The sequence below is a fragment of the Hungatella sp. genome, assembly GCF_046966825.1.
On record NZ_JBKVCZ010000044.1, the window covers coordinates 1 to 18,404 of the forward strand.

Sequence of the window (18,404 nt, forward strand, 5' to 3'; positions counted from 1 at the left end):
CTTCTACGGCTGCTGTTTCTATAATAGGTTTCATTTCTTATCCTCCAGTTCTGTAAACTATTCAAATTTGATTTCTTCCACTAGCTTCATTTTCCGGCACTTGATGATGGGGACGACAGAGCCCAGCAGAGTGACCGCAATTCCCAGGATACCGGAAGTCAGAAACGTAAAAGCATCCAGCTCCGGCACGATCTGTATTTTGGGACCGGCCACAAGGAAGATTGTCTGGATTTCCATATAAGAGAGAAACACGGCAAGGACCGCGCTGATCAGGCCGGATGAAAAGCCTTCGATCACTGTGATCGACGCCATCTGGCGGTTGGAGAGCCCCACGGACTTATACATGGCGGTGGTACGGCGCTTCTGAATATGGCTGATCAAAAGGTTGTTGACGACGCCCACCGCGGCCAGCAGCAGAATAAACCAGGTCATGGTACGCATGGGCTTCAAAAAGGTTCCAACCGTGGCAAGGGCGTCCGTGTTGAATTCTTCTACCGTCCGGCTCCAGTTGGAGGTTCCGCCGAACAGGCTGCGAAGCTGTACCATGATGGCCTCCGGATCGACCGCAGTATAGGCGAGAAAGTCGTAGGAGACGGCTCCAAAATCGGAAACCGCATATGCGGCGGGAATGACAGCCTCGACATCGGTGGCCCTCGATTTGAAGCTGCCGACGAGCAGATAGTCCTGCATAGCGGAGCCGTCGGAGAGGGACAGGAGGTCGCCGATGGAGGCGCCGGTACGCTTCATGCAGTCTGTACTCAGGATGACAGCCCGCCCGGAGGCGAAGGCCGAAACGGCGGAAGCTTCCATGTCCTTTTCCGTATAATGGAGCGCCAGCATGGGACCGTACCAGTCGAGGCGGTCGGTTGCCTCCAGCCGGCTGAGGGGGAGGCCGTCCGCTGTTATCTGATTCTTATAGACGTAAAGCGGCAGAACCTGCTCTATCCCATCCATTTCCTTCACCCTATCGACAAATTCCGGTTCCATATGTCCATCCGCAAAACCGTCAAGCTCCGCCCCATGAAAGACGTCACTGACATACGTTGTGACAAAATCACCGACAACTGTGATAGCGATCACGGCGGAGATACTGATGAAGAGCAGCGTGATATTCTGCGCTGTATTTTTATTGCCTTTCATGTTCCGGGCGGCCAGCCAGCCCTCATTTCCCAGGAGGGAGCGGTAAAGCGGTGTGAGTGCCGTGGAACAGAGGTTGGTGAGCATGGGAACGAGAAGCACGGCCGATGCAGTCATTCCCAGCAGAGAGAGGCCGCCGGCCAGGTACAGCATGGGCCCGGATACCAGGCGGGGCAGCAGCATGGAGATCAGAAACACGATTACACAGACGCTCGTAAGGAATCTGATGGAAGTGTGCGGTTCTTCTGCGGTGCCGAGTACGATGTCCTTCACCGGCAGGCGTCCCGCACGGCGGATCGGAAGCCAGGCGGAGAGAAATGCCACGGATACTGCCATGGTAAATGAGATCACCGCACTGAGCGGGGAGATCACTGCCGGGATTTCGATGCCCTGGGACAGAGACTGCCCCATGCCGTGAAGAATCAGCTTCAGCACCACAACGCCTGACGGGATTCCCAGAAGGCCGCCTGCGCTTCCATACAGGAGACTCTCCAGAAGGAAGATGCGGGTTACGGTCTTTTTCTCTGCACCGATGCTGCGAAAGGTTCCGATCACCGGAAGGCGGTCCAGGGTAATTACTTTGTAGCTGCTGTAAATAATGAACACGCTCATGGTCATGGAGAAAAAGCTGATGAGGAAAAAAGGCATGGATTTCTGCCTTGCGTCGGCCGTGATCTGCGCCTCATTGACCACCTCGGATACAATGTAAGCGGGGGCGGGCAGAGCAGCGGCGAGTTCGTTTTTCAGAACCGCGGTGTCAGCTCCGGCGGCGGGCTTTATCAGGATTTCGCTGTATCCGTCCGTCTGATCCAGGAGTCCGGCCAGGGTGGAAAGAGGCAGAAGGGCGGTCGCTCCCCTCGTATGGCGGAGGAAGACTGTGTCATAGTTTGCAATTGCTGCGACCTGAAGCGGAACCGTTACGCCATTGATCTGTAAAGGAATGGTATCGCCTTTATCTATCCCGTATTTCAAAGTAAAACGGTCCGGCAGGATCACCAGGCTGCCGGTGAAATCAGTGATTTTCTCACCACTGGCCAGATGGGGCGGATTGATTTTATTCAGCTCCGTTAAATCGGCAGCAACTAAATCGACGGTCTCGTAGTAGCCGTTCTCATGATAGAGGGCCGTGCCCTTCAGCACGCCCACGCCTGCCTCGATGGACGAAAGCGGGGGAAGTTCGTCTGTTTTAATGGCTCCATTGGCCGCTTTTACAGAGAGAACTGCGCTGCCCGCCATGCCCCTGGCCATTTTTTGCTGTGCACTTTCATAGGAAGCGCCGATGGAAAAGGATACGAACAGGAGCATGGAGGAGAGCAGAATGGACAGGAACATGACTGTGGTCCGCAGCTTTCGCTCTTTTATATTAGTGAGAATATATTTTAGTATGATCTTCATTGTGGCACCTGCTTTCCGTGGGATTGTCTGATCTCGTGATTAAGATTGTCTGGTTTCCATAATAAAAAAAGGCTGACAGCTATCATAGAAATTATGATAAACTGTCAGCCTTAATCTGACTTTCAGACAACCTTAATTAACCTTAAGAAACAGGAAATTCAATTGAAAGCACGGTCCCTGCGCCGGGAGAGCCATAAGCGGAGATGGTTCCGCCGTGCAGTTCGATGATGCTTTTCGCTATTGCCAGGCCCAGACCGCTCCCTTCCGGTTTCTCTCCGGTGCCGGTGCCGCGGTAGTAGCGGTCAAAGAGGTGTTCGGCCTCCTCCGGACCTATGCCCTTTCCAGTGTCAGCCGCCTGGATCAGCAGCGCGCCGTCAATGCGGGATAACCGGAGTGTGACCTCCGCCGTTTCTCCTCCGTGTACAAAGGCGTTGATGATCAGATTGCGAAAGGCCCTCGTCAGCAGCTTTGGATCAAACGAATAGAAAATGGCGTCCTCCGTGCTGTCAAAACCGATGACGCGGTCTTCGTACTCGGGCGTGTTTAAAATATCGATTGCCAGCTCTTTTAAGAAGCGGACTATATTTTGATGTTCCCGGTTGACGGGAAGCAGGCCGTTCTCCAATTGGTACGTCAGCTTCAGGTCGTCGATGAGCGTTTCCATGTAGGCAGCGTTTTTCAGAATGACTGCGGCGTACCGCCTGTAAGCTTCCTCCTGTCCGGCGTCCCCATCCTGTATGATCTCCGCATAGCCCTTAATCGGGGAGAGGGGCGTTTTCAGATCGTGAGTGATGTTGGAAATCCATTCCTCCCGCATCTTCTCCGTCTCGTCCCTCAGGCGGTCGCTGGCCCGGATCTCGGCATCTAACGCGTTCAGGCCGGCGTACAGATCCTCGAACGCGCCGCGGCTGTGATTGGAAAGATAGCGGCGGAGGGAGATATCCCGGATAGAGGCAGTCAGCCGCTTTAACTGTCTGGAGGTCCAGAAGCCGTAGAGAGCGCCGGAGATGAGAACCACCAGAAACAGCACGCATAAAAGGGTCAGAATGACCGGCCGGCCGCCAGAAAAACGATCCCCGTTGAGATACATGGTGATGGTGGAGATTTTCATGGGAAAATAGAGTATATAGACGCAGTCTTCCCCGGCGTTTTGAACGGTGCCGGTAAAGGCGGAATAAAAGCCGCTAACGGAATCCGGCTTTCCATAGCTGAATGCCTCCCGGCCATCCGGAGCTAAGATCTGGAGGCCCACGCCGTTGTCCTGCAGCAGTTCGATTCCGGCCTGTGCAACCCGGGGCGTACCGTCCGCAAACAAGATTTGTTCGCTGAAATTCTCTGTAAAGGATTTCGGCCAGTCGCTCCTGACGTAAGACCCGTCCGGTTTTTGAACCGTTATCAGCAGAAAAAAGAGAAGAATTGCCGACAGGATCGTGCCGATCAGCGTCAGCAGGAAGATAAAATATATGTGGAATGTGGTGCGGTAACCGGATTTCTTCATTTATTTGATCCTTTTCCTGAGCTTATAGCCCAGGCCTTTTACGGTGATGAGCTGCTGCGGCCTCGACGGGTCCGTCTCTGTTTTTTCCCGGATATGGCGGATGTGCACCATGATCGTGTTGTCACAGATACTGCTGGCTTCCCCCCAGACCTGTTCATAGAGACGCTCTTTGCTTATGATTTTGTCCGTATTTTCCATGAGATAGGAGAGCAGAAGGAATTCTCGCCCGGTCAGGGCGATCTCGCGTCCATCCTTATAGACCCGCCCGCTTTCCTTATCCAGCGAGAGGGGGCCGGCGGTTAAGACGGAGCCAGTGTCCTGGGCTGGGGATGCCTGATAGCGCTGGCGGCGGAGCTGCGCCTTGACGCGGAACACAACCTCTCGTGGGCTGAAGGGTTTGGTGATATAGTCGTCTCCGCCCGAGGCGAGGCCGAGAATTTTATCCACGTCATCATTTTTGGAAGACAGGAACAGGATGGAGCAATAGGAGAACTCCCGAATCTGCCTGCATACCTCCAGACCGTCTATATCCGGAAGCACGATATCGAGAATGACCGCGTCCGGCTGGAATTCGCGGCAGATATTCACCGCGTCCGCGCCGTTATACGCCTTTCGGATATCCTGGAAACCATCCTGGCGCAGGACTTCTTCCATAAGGTCTGCAATATCTGTTTCGTCGTCTGCCAATAAAATCTTACCGTCTATGACCGCCACCTGCTTTCTGATGAATGCTTCAATTTTGGGGTAAATGCTTCCCTTGTTCCATGATAAATGATCTCGTCTCGCTCTCCTGCTGGCTTAGGAATTCGCACCATTGATCGGTGAAGCCTTCCGTGTCACCGGCCTCCAGAGAAGTGACCGCCTGGAGGACGGCAGGATTGTATTCCTGGCCCAGACTGTCCTTTTTCAGCCTCATCAGGGTGACCGGATAACCGCAGGCCAGAAGCAGTTTTAATTTGTCGTAACACTCGCGTACCATGGCGGAGGAGCAGTGTTTAACGATAAAAGCCAGATAGACTTCGAGATAGAGATCCGTTCGGCTTTCCTTCCTGATGGACCTGAATTGCTCGGTTAAAACATCCAGAGCCGACCTGGAGACGGACTGAAATGTAAACAGGGATACCGACCGGGAGGTATATACCAGCATCTGGAGACTTTCCAGATAGAGATCCAGCATCTCATGCACATCGGGACTGGAGAAATCGATGGTCTGCGGTGTCATACAGACCAGGATGCCCTTACCGTGCTGGGATGCTGCCACCCCCAGGTCATTGAGGAGCGAGACCGTACGGCGTATCGTCGACAGCGCCGTTCCATACTGTGCGGCCAGTTGAGGCAGAGAGGGGAGATAGCTTCCGATGGGGTAAGCTCCGGAGACAATTCCACGGATGATGCTGGCGGCCAGGGAATAGCGTATCTGGGGACGCTGCCGGTAGAGGCTCCACTGGAACGGGACCGGCTCCGGTTTGGCCGGCGCATATTTGGGCCGTACTGTTTTCAGGAAAGAAAACAGGTCATCAACGGTTTTATTATAAACTTTAAAATACTCTGCTTTCAGATAGTGAATGAGCTCTTCGTTTGTATGGATTCCCAGTTCTTCCAGGGAGAGCTTCCATGCCATCTGATCTTCGGCCAGATAGGGGAAGCAGAGGTAGCGGACCATCTCCCAGTAAAGATTTAGCAGGAGCTTATTATCCAGCGCAGAAAGTGACAGTATATAGAATTCAATCGGCATAAACAGCGTGTCCGGAGAGGGATTGGTGAGCCACTCACGCAGCTGATTCCACTGGTCCTCTTCCCAGCGCTGAAGCCCCAGTGCGAAAAGCGGTTCGATTAAAATCTGTCCGGCTACCTTGATGTCGTTTAATCCGTCCTCACGCGGCAGAAAGTAGTCTGCAATATTTTTCCGGATCCGGGCGGGAGCGGCCTTGTAAACAACGTGGGCTACTTTGGAAGCTTCGACCTGTATATATCCGTCCCGTTCCAGATAAGTAAATGCTGTCCGTACCGTCGGAACTGCCAGTCTGAATTGAACACATATTTTGTGGGTGGACGGCATCGCGTCCCCATAAGTATAAAAACCAAATAAGATTCTGGTTGCATAATAGTCGTATACGAGTCTGTATAATTCATTGCTGCCTTTCATGTTTTCACCTCTGCCTTATTATACCATGCGCTTATGAAACGGTACAGTACCGTTTAAAAAGATAGAATCGATTGCACTGGAAGTCAGGTTGTGGTAAAATCCAATTAGTATGTGAACAGAGATGGGAATACCATGTATTACAAAAAGACAGGAGAGAACTGCAATGTCAAGAAAAATCCCGGCACTGCTCCTGTTTCTTGCCCTTACGATATCGGCCCTCCAAGGCTGCAGCGGCGGTAAGAACAGAGTGGTGAATGAAGATACCCTGGATAGCCAGGAAATTGTGACAATCACCTTTTTTGGAAACAAATATGAGCCGGATAATGTAACCGTGATCGAACAGATTATGTCGGAATTCATGAAGGAAAATCCATATATCCGTGTATCCTATGAGAGTCTGAAGGGAACCGCGTACTTCGATGCCCTTGAGAAACGCATGGAGAGCGGAAAGGGAGACGACATATTTATAGTGAATCACGACAGCCTGCTGAAGCTGGAAGAGAAGGGACAGCTGGCGGATTTGTCGGGCCTCTCCACGCTGCCTGATTTTACGGACGAGATGAGGAGGCAGATGGGGTACGGCAGGATTACCTGGGTCCCTACGACGGTGTCGGTCTTCGGCCTTTACTGCAATCTGGATTTACTGAAGGAACATAAACAGCAGGTTCCAGGAACACGGAAGGAATGGGAGGAGGTCTGCGACTATTTTGTCAGCAGGGGAATGACTCCGGTTATCGCCAACAACGACATTTCCCTGAAGACCCTGGCGATCGGCCAGGGATTCTACCAGGTATACCAGGATAAGCGCCAGACGGAGGTGCTGGAGCGTCTTAATAACGGCGAGGAGAAGCTGAGCGAATATCTGACAGACGGATTTTCAACGGTGGAGACGTTTATCAGCAGAGGGTATCTGGACGCGGATAAGTCGCTGAAGACCCAAAAGACCTCCGACGATCTGAAGGAATTTATTCTGGGTGAGTCTCCTTTTATGCTTACCGGAGCCTGGGCGGCGGGGCGCGTGGACAGTATGAAGCCGGACTTCCAGTTTGAGGTGGCGCCGCTGCCGATTCTCGACGACGGCAGTATGCTGGTGATCAACCCCGATACGCGCCTGAGCATAAATGCCGACAGCGAACATCTTGACGCTGCCATGAAATTTGTGGAGTATTTTACGAAAGCTGAGAATATACAGCGTTTTGCCGACCAGCAGTCTTCCTTCAGTCCGTTAAAGGGAGGGAACCCCTCCAGCGTTTTAGAAATCCAGCCTCTGATCTCCTGTTATGAATCGGGGCGGACGGTGATCGGAACCGATGATTTGCTGAAGCTGCCCATATGGGATCTGACGGCGGAAGCTTCCCAAAGGCTGCTGGCAGGGGAAAGTCTTAAATCTACCATGAGCTGGCTGGATCAGCAGGCTCAGGAAAGGATTGTACCATGATGAAGCAACAGGACGGAAAGGCCAGGATTAAAATTGCGCTGGTGGCGTTACTCGTCAGCGTGGTGATTGCGTTGATCAGTGTTCTTTTTGTCAGCTCGGTGCGGGAACAGCTCTGGCAGCAGTCCATCGGCACCATTCGGGAGAGTACCCAGCAGGGGGTGAATACGCTGCGGGTCCAGCTGCAGGAAGAATACAGGGTTATGGAGTCCCTCGCGAATTATCTGAAAAAATATACCGCCGGCCAGACGGAAGAGCTGGACGGGCTGATCAGCAGCTACAGCCGTATGGACAACGGGATTGTGTTGTATCTGGAAGACGGTACCATATTTCCGTCCGGTGATCCAGGTGATACGGCGGCAGCGGAATTTCTGGCCTCAGTTTCTGAGGAAAAGGGGATCATCGATCCTCACATCTGCAGCGGCACGGGCGTCAATGAATTTAACCTGTATATAAAAGTGATCCTGCAGGATGGAACGGAGGGATACCTTCTGAAATCGTACGAAGTGGGAGAGATTGTGGACAGCTTCACCGTATCGTTTTATCAGGATGCCGGTTTTTCCTACGTGGTGGACACCAGCGGAAATGTGCTGATCCGTCCGCCGCATCCGGGCAGCAACAAGACGGTGCAGAACCTGTTTGACATGCTTCCGGAATCTCAGAATGATTCCGCCAGACTGGACCAGTTTGCACAGTCCCTGATCGATAAAAGGACGGGATGGGCTACCTTCACATATCAGGATGAGGACACCGTATTCTGTTATATCCCATTGGGACTGAATTCTGACTGGTATCTGATTTCGATTATTCCGCAGAACGTTGTTGAGGCGCAGACGAATCAGATTTTAATCCGCACCTTTCTTCTGATTGCGGTTATCCTGATCGGACTGGCCATACTGGTGATCGTCTATTTGCGGTACGTCAAGCAGATAAACCGGAAGCTGAGGGGACAGGCCAGCTACATCGTGCATCTCTACAATGCAATACCGGAAGGCATCGCTCTGATAACCGTGGAAGCCCCGTACCAGCTGCTTCAGCTGAACCGGGAGGGGCTCAGGCTGCTTAATTTCCCGGAGGAGGCCTCTAACAACTCGCCCAATGGAAAGAAACTCATGGAATTTATCCATCCGGAGGATTATCCAATGATTGTGAACATCTTCCGGGAGGCGGCCGAGGGTGATCAGAAGCAATCCTTTGAGAACCGTGTCATGAGGGAAGACGGGAGCTTCTTCTGGTCGGCAGGACTGGTGGAAAAAACGCTGAATGAAGACGGAACCCCGATCCTCATCGCCACTTTCCACGACATTACATCGGAGAAGCTGGCGGCGGAAGAGGCGGAGCGGGAGAAGCTGCAGGAGCGCCGGATGCTGATCAGCGCGGTCTCCAACGTGTTCCCGGTCATTATCAGTCTGAATTTAACCTGTGATACGCTTAAATTCATCTATGTACTGCCGGGGCTCATGGCCAACCTGGGAGAGCAGGAATCCTTTAACAGACTGTATCAGGAATTTCTGGCTTCCGTGCATCCGGACTTTCAGGATGAATTCAGGAAGCGTCTGGCGCCGGAGAGCCTTAAGAAGACTCTGGGAATCCGGAGACAGGAGGTGTTCATGGAGGCCAGGCTGATGCTGGCGGACGGTCAGTATCACTGGACCTCCACACAGATCATTTACGTGGAAAATCCGTATTCCAGCGATCAGCTCGCCATCCTGTTATCACGCCGGATCGACGAACAGAAGTATGAGGAGGAACAGAACCGGCAGGCACTTCAGAGTGCTCTGGAGAGTGCAAAGGCGGCCAGTGTGGCAAAGAGTCAGTTTCTGTCTAATATGAGCCACGATATCAGGACGCCGATGAACGCCATTGTGGGCATGACGGCGATCGCCGCTTCCCACATGGAGGATCAGGAACGGGTTCGGGAATGTTTAAGAAAGATTAATCTGTCAAGCCAGCATTTGCTGAGCCTGATTAATGATATTCTGGATATGTCGAAGATTGAGAGCGGAAAGATATCCCTGCGGGAGGAGCCGTTTAACTTTGCGGATCTGGTGGCGGAGGTTACGGAGCTGATACGCCCACAGGCCGATGCGGATCACCTTCGCATGGACATCAGTTTGCTGGGGGTAAAGGATGAGATGGTGATCGGTGATCCGCTCCGAATCCGTCAGATCTGTTTCAATATTTTGAGCAACGCAGTCAAGTATACGATGGAAGGCGGCCGCATCACGGTTAAGGTATACCAGAAAAACAGCGGCCACGGGGAGTATCGGAATTACGTATTCGAGTGCATGGATACCGGACTGGGCATGAGCCCGGAATTCCTGGATAAGCTTTTTCTGCCGTTTGAACGGGTACAGGATTCCACACACAGCAAGACCACCGGAACCGGTCTCGGCATGGCCATCACAAAGAATATCGTAGATATAATGAGCGGCGATATCCAGGTGAAGAGCGAGCTGGGGAAAGGCTCCACCTTTACTGTGACCCTGCCGCTGCGGCTGCAGAACGCTCCTCAGGAGGAGATTCCTGGAGAATGGCTCGGCATCCACTGCCTGATCACAGATGACGATATGCAGACCTGTAAAAATGTCACGGAGCTGCTCGAGGATATCGGACTGCGTGCGGAGTTTACGACGGAAGGCATGAGGGCGGTAAGTCTGGCGGCTCAAGCCATGGACAGCATGGATCCGTTCGAGCTGATGATAATCGACTGGAAGATGCCGGATATTGACGGGGTGGAGATCACGAGGCGGATTCGGAAGATCGCTGGGAATGAGGTGCCGATCATTATTCTGACCGCCTACGACTGGTCCGATATCGAGGACGAGGCCCGGGAGGCGGGCGTGACGGCATTTCTGGCGAAGCCGTTCTACCGTTCCAAGATCTGCTACCTCTTAAGGGAGCTGGAGGAAGAGAAGAATCCTGTCGAATACAAAGAGATGGGGGACAGCCGCGATTTTCAGGGCAAACGGGTTCTGCTGGCTGAGGACAATCTGCTGAACCGGGAGATTGCCCGCACACTGATTGAGGAGATGGGGGCTGATGTGGAGGAGGCTTGCGACGGAGAGGAAGCGGTTCTGAAGGTAAGCCGTTCGGAAGAAGGATACTACAGTCTGATTTTGATGGATGTTCAGATGCCGGTCATGAATGGATACGAGGCGACGAAAGCCATACGGAATCTGGATCGGAAGGATGCAGCGCGGATTCCTATTGTGGCCATGACGGCCAATGCATTTGAGGACGACCGGCAGGAAGCGCTTCGATCAGGCATGAATGATCATTTTTCCAAACCGATCGATGTGAAGGCGCTGGAGAAGCTGCTGGATCAGTATCTGTTGCGAGCGGGAGAGGGTCAGGAATGATGATAAGGAGAAAGAGTGCATTGAGGGATTTAAAGGTATCAAAGAAGTTGACGATCTCATATACGATCATACTGACCCTGCTTATTATGAGCTGTGTGGTGAGTATAGTCGATTTTATCAGGCTGGGAGGGCAGATAGAGACCTTCTATGACGGACCGTTTACTGTAAATGACAGTGCAAGTGTTATTAATTCAAACTTTGAACGGATGCAGAAGTCTGTTTACCGTTCAATATCGAATACGGATTCCGAAATTGTAAAAGAAGCGATCACAGATGCCAGGAATTCTGCTGCAATCATACAGGAACAGCTTCCGGTTGTGAAAACGCATTTCATGGGCGATCAGCAGATTATCGACCGGCTGGATGCAGCACTGGCAAAGCTGGCGCCCATGAGGGAACACGTTCTTACGCTTGCTTCGGAGGATAAGAAGGCCGAGGCGGCGGAGTATATGGAGCATAATAATATTATCGCGATTCAGGAGGCTCAGGTGGAACTGAACAGTCTGATTGAGAGCGGGAATAAAAAGGGAGAGAATCTGGTATCGGGACTGAGAGAAAAGCAGGCGATGGCTGTATTTACCGTGATCATCCTGGGAGGAATCAGCGTGGCGGTAAGCGTTGTATTCGGAGTTTACATAACACACGGGATCACTCAGCCGGTCACAGAACTGGAGCAGGCGACACGCGCCATGGCCAAAGGAGAGTTTTCGACGGTCCGCGTTGCATATGATTCCAGGGACGAACTGGGAAGCCTCGCTGGGGATATCCGCAGCATGGTGAAGACTTTGACAGATGTCATTCAGAATGAAACCTATATCCTGAATGAGATGGCGGAGGGGAATTTCAGCGTGCACAGCGAAAGAGATGAGTATTATATCGGGGAATTTGAGCAGCTGCTGCGCTCCATGAAAAAGATCAACCGCGGATTAAGTGAGCTTCTGCTTCAGATCAGCCAGTCGGCAGACAATGTGGCGGCCAGTTCGGAACAGGTATCCTCCGGTTCACAGAATCTGGCGCAGGGAACCACGGAGCAGGCCGCTTCCGTAGAGGAACTGACCGGCATGATGAGCGAGATATCAGATCAGGCATACCGGAATTCCAGGGACGCACAGGAGGCCAGTGAAAAAGCGCAGATGGTCAAAGAAAATGCAACCGAAAGCAGCCGCTCCATGCAGGAGATGGTGAAGGCTATGGCGGAGATCAGCGGTAAATCCGACGAAATCAGGAAGATCGTTAAGACGATTGAGGATTTCTCCTTCCAGACCAACATTCTGGCATTGAATGCAGCGGTGGAAGCCGCGCGTGCAGGAGACCGCGGCAAAGGCTTTTCCGTGGTGGCAAATGAGGTGCGGAGTCTGGCAAACCAGTCATCCGCTGCTTCTAAGAGTACTGCAGCCCTGATTCAGAGTTCCCTTCAGGCTGTAGAAAACGGCCGGAAGATCGCGAATGAGACAGACAATGCGCTGGCGGAGGTGGTGAGCGGGATTGATAACGTGTCGGAGCTGCTCTTCCATATTACGGACGCGTCGTCAAAACAGTTTGACGCGAACCGGCAGGTCACGGAGAATATCAATCTGATCTCCGAAGTGGTTCAGACGAATTCCGCCACGGCGGAAGCGTGCGCCGCCGCAAGCGAAGAACTGGCTTCCCAGGCGCAGCTCCTAAAGGAACTGGTCAGTCATTTCAAGTTGGCGGATCTGGCGGAAAGTCGCGTGTAGATCTGTATAATAATGTCCTTTTTGCAGAAGATAGCTATGGATCAAGTCATTGCATGAAAACAGGAGCTGCAGATGAGCAAAAAAGGAAAGACAGCGGTATTATCCATAGCCATTATTCTGGTAATAGGTTTTCTATTTGGTGTTGTATTTATAAGTAAAGTCATTCCTCCGGGGGAAGAGTGGATTTCCTACCAGAATGACGAGGTAATTCAGATCATCGATGCCCAGCTTCAGGGGATCGATATGGAATCGGTTGTGAAAGAAAAGAGCGGTTATATCGTAGAGAAGAGTATACACGAGATACAGCAGGAAGTAGAAAAGGGAAATCTCAGTTACGAAGAGATCACTGCTGTCTGTCTGTATCGAATTAAGACAATGGATCAGAAGGAAAATGGTCTTAATTCCGTTATAACGATTAATCCTGACGCAATGGAAGAAGCGAGAAACCGGGATAGGGAGTACAGGCGGGATCAAGGTTCTCGTTCGGAATTATATGGGATTCCGGTGATGCTGAAAGATAATATTAATACGGCCGGTATGGCTACCAGCGCAGGGGCGGAGGCCTTTGCCGATTTTTATCCGGAAAAAGATGCAGAGGTTGTAAAGAATCTGAAAGAAAATGGAGCAGTTATTTTAGGAAAAAATAATCTTTCTGAATTTGCTAATTATTTATCCAGGACTATGCCCGCCGGATACAGCGGACGCAAAGGGCAGACGGTTAATCCGTTTGGTCCGTTAAAACTATCACCTTCCGGTTCCAGCGGCGGCAGTGCAGTGGCGGTTACGGCCAACCTGGTCCCCGTATCAGTCGGGACGGAGACAGATGGCTCCATCATAGCACCGGCAGCTGCAAACTCGGTTGTAGGATTGAAGCCCACTCGAAAAGAGGCTTTATCCGAAGGCGTGTTTCCTCTTATCAAACAAATTGATACAGTCGGGCCGATTGCCAAAAGTGTCAGGGATGCAGCAATCGCATATCAGGCCATGTCAGGCGAGAAAATATCTCTGAATTTTGAAAGAGATGCGTTGAGAGGAAAAAAGATTGGTGTCGTGGGCTATGAGTATAATGATAAGAACATGCTCTTTGAGCTAAGAGAAAATCTGCAGAGTATGGGAGCGAATGTTGAGAATGTGGAATTAGACTCTGCTGGAATCCTTGTTTTTAATAATATTTTTCAGTCCTTTAAAAACGATTTCGAAGAATATGCGGAAAATTATGATCTTCCGATAAAAAAGCTGGATCGTTTGCTTAAATATAATCGTGAAAAGCCGGGGCGGAGAATCAGATATGGACAGGATCTTTTGGAAGAAGCGGCTCAGGTCGAAAACCCGGACAAAAGTATAGCAGAGAAAGCAATACAGAAAGCCAATGGTGTATTGACTGCCCTTTTCCAGGAAAACCAGCTGGATGCAATCGTATTTTTAAACAGTTCCGGCACTACAGTTCCGGCCGCCGCGGGTTATCCCGAATTAACGGTGCCATTTGGAACGGGAAAAGGTAATGTGCCGCAGGGAGTAACCTTTGTTGCCGAATCGGGTGAAGATGAGAAATTATTAAATATGGGATACAGTTTTGAAGCCCATACACAGGGACGCCGGGTTCCTTAGAAGCTGCCATACTTTCCAGGGTAAAAAGAATAGAATGCAGGTAAAAGGCATTATGAGTCAAATCAGACTCATAGTGCCTTTTGACGATTTCTGGCCGTGACGCAGAGTTGACTGTAAAGCTGCCGGTTGAGGATTAAATCCTTATTTGACAGCGGGGAAGGCAGCGTGTAGAATTTAAGTAAATACAGGTGGAGAGGAAAAGAAAAATGAAGCCGAAAATTGACCACATCCATGTAACCGTTGCGGATATCAAACGGGCGGAGGCATTTTATGATCAGCTGCTGCCGATTCTTGGATTTGATCTGTCCCTGAAGGAGCATGACACGGTGCCGGAACATGAATATCAGATTGTCGAGTACCATAATCAGGAGTTTTCGTTTGGAATTGTGAACCAGAGGTCTCAGTATGAGGGAGACAGAGTCAGCCGGCGCAGAGCGGGAGCCCTGCATCATCTGGCTTTCCATGTGGACAGCAGAGCGGAGGTGGATGCTGTGTTTGCGCGTGTTTCGGCGGTTTCTGCGGTCATCGTCTACCCGCCCCGGTGTTATGAGGAATACTGTACCGATTACTATGCATTTTTCTTTAAGGATTCCGAGGGCATCGAATATGAAATTGTAAATTTTGCAAGAACGAAGTATTTCCACTGATGGACAGGCGAAGGCAGGTGAGGTCAAATATGGAGTACACAATACGGAAAATGAAACAATCGGAATATCCATTGCTGGAAGATTTTTTATACGAGGCGATATTTGTGCCAGAAGGCATGAAGCCGCCTGCAAGGCCGATCCTTAAGACACCGGAGCTGCAGGTCTACACTGCGGATTTTGGAAGTCAGACGGCGGATCAGGCGCTGGCGGCGGAGGCAGACGGAAAACTTGTGGGGGCCGTATGGGTGCGGATCATGAATGACTACGGTCATTTCGATGACAGCATGCCGTCACTCGCAATATCCCTCTACGGGCCGTACCGTGGGCTCGGTATAGGAACCGGGCTGATGAAGGCCATGCTTACCCATTTAAAAGAGATCGGGTTCAGCCGTGTGTCTCTCTCTGTACAGAAGGCCAATTATGCGGCGGGGCTGTATCTCCGTCTTGGGTTTCAGATCGTCGCCGAACATGCGGAGGAGTATCTTATGGTATGTGAACTGTAGAAATTTCAGTTGGATACCACGGGGAATTTAACGGTAAGGATGTCTGAGCAGCATTGACTTTTTATTATCATAGTGATAATATTCTTGTAAGCAATGCGAGGAGGATGCAGAATGGATCAGAAAATAATAGATTGCTTCGCCAATCCGATTAAATGTAAGCTGCTGCTGGAAATATACGCTTCCGGTCAGACGACCGCAAAGCGTTTGTCGGAGCTATACAGCGATATTCCGCAGGCAACGCTGTACCGCTATTTGAAGCGGATGACAGACGAAGGGATCTTAAAAATCGTGGGAGAGAATCCGATCAGGGGAACTGTGGAGAAGACCTATGCCCTGGCTATCCCCCTGGGCGAAGGGATAGAGGATATCGTAAGCTCCAATTCCGGGGAGGCGTTTATGCTGCTCTTTATGAACTATATGCTGGGACTCGTCAAGCAGTTTCAGGAGTACTGCAAACGTCCGGATATCGATATCATGGAGGACCATCCAGCCTTTACCATGGCCCCCGTCTATGCGACCAATGAAGAGTTGGAAGCTGCGGTTCGGGAGTTCGCGCGAATCATCGAGCCGCTGCATCATAACCCGCCGGCTCCGGGCAGAAGGCTGAGAACCATCGGCCTTATCGTGACACCACCCGAGACATATAATGAGTAAATCAGAGACGGCTCTTTCCGGAAACACCGCATCATGCTGACAGCAGAGAGGCGGAAATTTTTGGAAGAGCCGTTCTATTGACTTATTGTTATCAATATGATAATATTATAAAAATGATGATAGTATCATGATGATATAAAACAATGGAGGATATTTTATGGATGTACTCATGGCTAACTTACCGCTTTTTATCCCGCTTATCATTGCCGAAGTGATTCTCGCAGTCACGGCGCTCATTCATGTGTTACGCCATCCGCATTACCGGTTTGGAAATAAAATCATGTGGGCTTTGATCGTGCTTTTCATTCAGGTGATAGGACCGATCGCGTATTTCATTCTGGGACGAGGGGAGGAAAAATGAATATTCTTACGATAGAGGATTTGTCTAAAAGCTTCGGAGGACAGAAGGTGATCGATCGTCTGAAGCTTTCCGTGCCGGCAGGGGCAGTATTTGGATTTATCGGCCAAAATGGGGCGGGAAAGACAACGACTATGAAAATGGTATTGGGTCTTTTGAAAGCCGACAGCGGGAGTATTACCGTCTGTGGGGAATCGGTGAAGTATGGAGGGACAGCGGCCAACCGTCATATCGGCTATCTGCCGGATGTCCCGGAATTTTACACGTACATGAACGCCGTCGAATATCTTGCGCTCTGCGGCGAGATTTCCGGGCTTCCAAAGGAAGAGACGAAAAACAGGAGCCATGAACTCCTGAAACTTGTGAGACTGGAGAGCGTGAAGAAACGGATTGGCGGTTACTCCCGCGGCATGAAACAGCGTCTCGGCATCGCGCAGGCGCTGCTGTCTCAACCGCGCCTGCTGATCTGTGACGAGCCGACAAGTGCCCTCGATCCCGTAGGACGGAAGGAGATACTGGATATTCTGATGAAGATAAAAGGCACCACGACGGTGATATTTTCGACGCATATCCTGTCGGATGTCGAGCGGATCTGCGACCGTGTCGCCGTATTGCACAGGGGCGGCATTGCAGTCAGCGGAACGCTTCCCGAGATCAGGGCGCTGCATGGGCGGGACAGTCTGATGCTGGAGTTTTCCGGCTGTGATGATATCCGTACATTTGCGGCCAATGAGCAGATTGTTCCTCTGCTGGAACACACGGAGATGAAAGAGCGGGAAATGATCCTGCATGGAACGGATATGAACCGGATTCAGCATCGCGTTATTGCGGCACTGGCAGAGACAAAGATTTGTCCGCTCAAAATGGAGCTTATGGAGCCGACACTTGAAAATTTATTCCTGGAGGTGGTGAAATGAGTGGGATGGCCGCGTTTACGAGAAAAGAACTGGTGGAGAATGTCCGCACCTACCGTATGTTTCTGATGCTTGCCCTGTTCTTTTTCTTTGGAGTATCGAGCCCGCTGCTGGCGAAATTTACTCCTCTTCTCATTGAAACATTTGCAGTGAATATGGAGATAACGGTGAAGGAACCAGGCGCGGCGGACGCATGGATGCAGTTCTATAAAAATGTGTCCTCTCTCGGCCTGAGCCTGATGATCATTCTGTTCAGCAGCAGCCTGTCCGGGGAATACGCAAAGGGCACGCTGACGATCATGTTCACGAAAGGCCTGTCCCGCAGGGCGGTAGTTCTCTCAAAATTTATTTCCTCTGCGGTGATTATGACGGTGAGCTACTGGCTCAGTTTTGCTGTCGCCTGGGCATATACCGCATATCTGTGGCCGGGAGAGGGCTTTAAACACCTTCTGCTGTCAGCCTTTGTGGTGTGGCTCACCGCGCTGCTGTACTTATGTATTCTTATGCTGGGCTGTGTGATGTTCCGTCAGGCCTTCACCGCAATACTGTTTCTGCTGGTGTTCACCGTCGTGATGGGACTTTTGAGCATGACGCCGCTTCTGGAAGGCGTCAGCCCATCTTTTCTTGTCATGAAAAATGTAGATCTGCTCACCGGAGAAGCGGCAGCTTCCCAGTTTATACTTCCTGGAATTCTTACCGTAATTCTGTCGGCGGTACTGCTGCTCCTGTCTGTTATGGTGTTTAACAAAAAGACGTTATGAAAGTCCGGCGGCTTTGAAATATTCTTCAAGGCCGCCGGAATGAACGGACATATGGCGAAGCCGTTGTATTATGAGGGGGCGCGCGGGTGATCAGTAAGTATCTGGAATGAGGAAAAAGGCGCTGGAGGCGTGGTATTAAGGGATAGGAGAGTGGGATAGGAAACAGAACGATACTGTTTCTTATCCCACTCTTTTTATCTTAAAATGATATCAAATAATAAAAAGACACAAATAACAATAGGAAAATCATATAAAATTGCACATTTTG

The 18,404-nt window shown here is 51.0% G+C and carries 14 protein-coding genes; 10 read left to right on the top strand and 4 right to left on the bottom strand.

Annotation, left to right across the window (positions count from 1 at the left end; genetic code table 11):
• Positions 1-57: 57 nt before the first annotated feature.
• The 4 genes from ACLTD4_RS15020 to ACLTD4_RS15035 all read right to left on the bottom strand — a co-directional run bounded on the left by ACLTD4_RS15020 (position 58) and on the right by ACLTD4_RS15035 (position 6,176).
• Positions 58-2,532 (bottom strand): ABC transporter permease, encoded by a 2,475-nt coding sequence (locus ACLTD4_RS15020; RefSeq protein WP_117634211.1) that lies wholly within the window; start codon positions 2,530-2,532, stop codon positions 58-60.
• Positions 2,533-2,674: 142 nt separating this feature from the next.
• Positions 2,675-4,030: a sensor histidine kinase gene (locus ACLTD4_RS15025; RefSeq protein WP_117634209.1), complete on the bottom strand. Its 1,356-nt coding sequence runs from the start codon at positions 4,028-4,030 to the stop codon at positions 2,675-2,677.
• Positions 4,031-4,735 (bottom strand): response regulator transcription factor, encoded by a 705-nt coding sequence (locus ACLTD4_RS15030; protein WP_117634241.1) that lies wholly within the window; start codon positions 4,733-4,735, stop codon positions 4,031-4,033.
• Positions 4,736-4,763: 28 nt separating this feature from the next.
• Positions 4,764-6,176: a GntR family transcriptional regulator gene (locus tag ACLTD4_RS15035; protein WP_117634208.1), complete on the bottom strand. Its 1,413-nt coding sequence runs from the start codon at positions 6,174-6,176 to the stop codon at positions 4,764-4,766.
• Positions 6,177-6,339: 163 nt separating this feature from the next.
• Here ACLTD4_RS15035 and ACLTD4_RS15040 point away from each other — a divergent pair, with 163 nt between their 5' ends.
• From ACLTD4_RS15040 to ACLTD4_RS15085, 10 genes are all read left to right on the top strand, one after another.
• On the top strand, positions 6,340-7,614 hold the full coding sequence (locus ACLTD4_RS15040) for an ABC transporter substrate-binding protein (RefSeq protein ID WP_117634206.1): 1,275 nt from the start codon (positions 6,340-6,342) through the stop codon (positions 7,612-7,614).
• The gene (locus tag ACLTD4_RS15045) at positions 7,611-10,973 is read left to right on the top strand and encodes a response regulator (protein ID WP_117634204.1); all 3,363 of its coding nucleotides are present in this window, start codon (positions 7,611-7,613) and stop codon (positions 10,971-10,973) included. Before ACLTD4_RS15040 ends, ACLTD4_RS15045 begins: the two co-directional genes overlap by 4 nt.
• Positions 10,970-12,691 (top strand): methyl-accepting chemotaxis protein, encoded by a 1,722-nt coding sequence (locus tag ACLTD4_RS15050; protein ID WP_243008329.1) that lies wholly within the window; start codon positions 10,970-10,972, stop codon positions 12,689-12,691. Before ACLTD4_RS15045 ends, ACLTD4_RS15050 begins: the two co-directional genes overlap by 4 nt.
• Before the next feature lie 72 nt (positions 12,692-12,763).
• Entirely contained in the window at positions 12,764-14,299 is a 1,536-nt protein-coding gene (locus tag ACLTD4_RS15055) for an amidase family protein (RefSeq protein ID WP_117634202.1), read from the top strand.
• Positions 14,300-14,505: 206 nt separating this feature from the next.
• Complete coding sequence (locus ACLTD4_RS15060) at positions 14,506-14,946, top strand: VOC family protein (protein WP_117634201.1); 441 nt, start codon at positions 14,506-14,508, stop codon at positions 14,944-14,946.
• A 29-nt stretch (positions 14,947-14,975) separates the two neighbouring features.
• Positions 14,976-15,449 carry a GNAT family N-acetyltransferase gene (locus ACLTD4_RS15065; RefSeq protein ID WP_117634199.1) on the top strand — a complete coding sequence of 158 codons (474 nt, stop codon included), beginning with the start codon at positions 14,976-14,978 and terminating at the stop codon, positions 15,447-15,449.
• 111 nt (positions 15,450-15,560) lie between these two features.
• The gene (locus ACLTD4_RS15070) at positions 15,561-16,103 is read left to right on the top strand and encodes a hypothetical protein (protein WP_117634198.1); all 543 of its coding nucleotides are present in this window, start codon (positions 15,561-15,563) and stop codon (positions 16,101-16,103) included.
• A gap of 157 nt (positions 16,104-16,260) precedes the next feature.
• Positions 16,261-16,464 carry a PLDc N-terminal domain-containing protein gene (locus ACLTD4_RS15075; RefSeq protein ID WP_055659522.1) on the top strand — a complete coding sequence of 68 codons (204 nt, stop codon included), beginning with the start codon at positions 16,261-16,263 and terminating at the stop codon, positions 16,462-16,464.
• Entirely contained in the window at positions 16,461-17,378 is a 918-nt protein-coding gene (locus tag ACLTD4_RS15080; RefSeq protein ID WP_117634196.1) for an ATP-binding cassette domain-containing protein, read from the top strand. Before ACLTD4_RS15075 ends, ACLTD4_RS15080 begins: the two co-directional genes overlap by 4 nt.
• Positions 17,375-18,136 carry an ABC transporter permease gene (locus tag ACLTD4_RS15085; protein WP_117634195.1) on the top strand — a complete coding sequence of 254 codons (762 nt, stop codon included), beginning with the start codon at positions 17,375-17,377 and terminating at the stop codon, positions 18,134-18,136. The genes ACLTD4_RS15080 and ACLTD4_RS15085 overlap by 4 nt, the downstream gene beginning before the upstream one ends.
• Positions 18,137-18,404 lie beyond the last annotated feature (268 nt).